The sequence below is a fragment of the Psychrobacter sp. 1U2 genome (assembly GCF_051847575.1).
The window spans coordinates 1-960 of sequence record NZ_JBPYDC010000581.1 but is presented as its reverse complement, the minus strand read 5'-3'; the positions used below and the strand labels follow the sequence as shown (position 1 = coordinate 960).

1 protein-coding gene is annotated in these 960 nt (G+C 44.0%); it reads right to left on the bottom strand.

Annotation, left to right across the window (positions count from 1 at the left end):
- Nucleotides 1–29: 29 nt before the first annotated feature.
- Nucleotides 30–960, bottom strand: a 931-nt coding sequence (locus tag ACS8FD_RS17405) for a threonine ammonia-lyase (protein WP_459252142.1), incomplete at its 5' end; no start/stop codon positions are given.

Sequence of the window (960 nt, the reverse complement as noted above, 5' to 3'; positions counted from 1 at the left end):
ATTGATAATGATAACTTATGTCTATTTTACTACTTTAAAAACAACTGATAGCCGATATTGTCGTTTAGCATCGTACAGTCATAACCGATATCGAGTAGGGCGTCTTGTAATTGACGAGAGTTGCTCTCAGAAGCTTGTAAGCCGACCAACACGCGACCTTCGGCGGCGCCATGATTACGGTAATGGAAAAGCGTAATATTAAAGTCGTCGCCCAGCTTTTCTAAAAATGTCAATAAAGCCCCCGGACGTTCAGGAAAGGTGATTTTTAGCAACTGCTCGTTTTCAACATGAGCATGACCGCCAATCAGATGACGAATATGCGATTTGGCGATATCGTCATCTGTCAAATCATGTGCTGTATAGCCGTCAGCCGTCAGTTGATTGTTAATCGTTTGACGTTCTCTCTCACCTTCTTTTAAGGCAATACCAACAAAGATTGAGGCAGGCTCCATTGAGTCTGGTGATTTTTTGCTATCAGCGCGGTAATTAAACTCAGTAATATTTCGTCCATGCAGACTACGGCAGAAGTTTAAGAAAGCACCAGTCTGCTCAGGGATAGTGACACCAAAGATGGCTTCTTTTTTCTCCCCGATCTCAGTACGTTCAGCGATATAACGTAGGCGATCAAAATTCATATTGGCACCGCAAATGATACCAACGCAGTTTTTACCTTGTAAATCATTGGCTTCAATATACTTTTTCATACCAGCGACTGATAATGCGCCAGCAGGCTCAACAATACTACGGTTTTCTTCAAAAATATCCTTAATGGCAGCGCAGACTTCATCGTTGGTACAGGTCACAACTTCAGGCTCGACAATCGGTCCTGAACGATCGATTTTTTGCGTACGTACGACGTCAAAAGGCAACTCACCAATTTGAGCAACTGCCACCCCATCGACGAACAAGCCAACTTGCTCAAGTCTGACTCGCTCGTCTGCTTCAAGCGCCGCGTTGAGA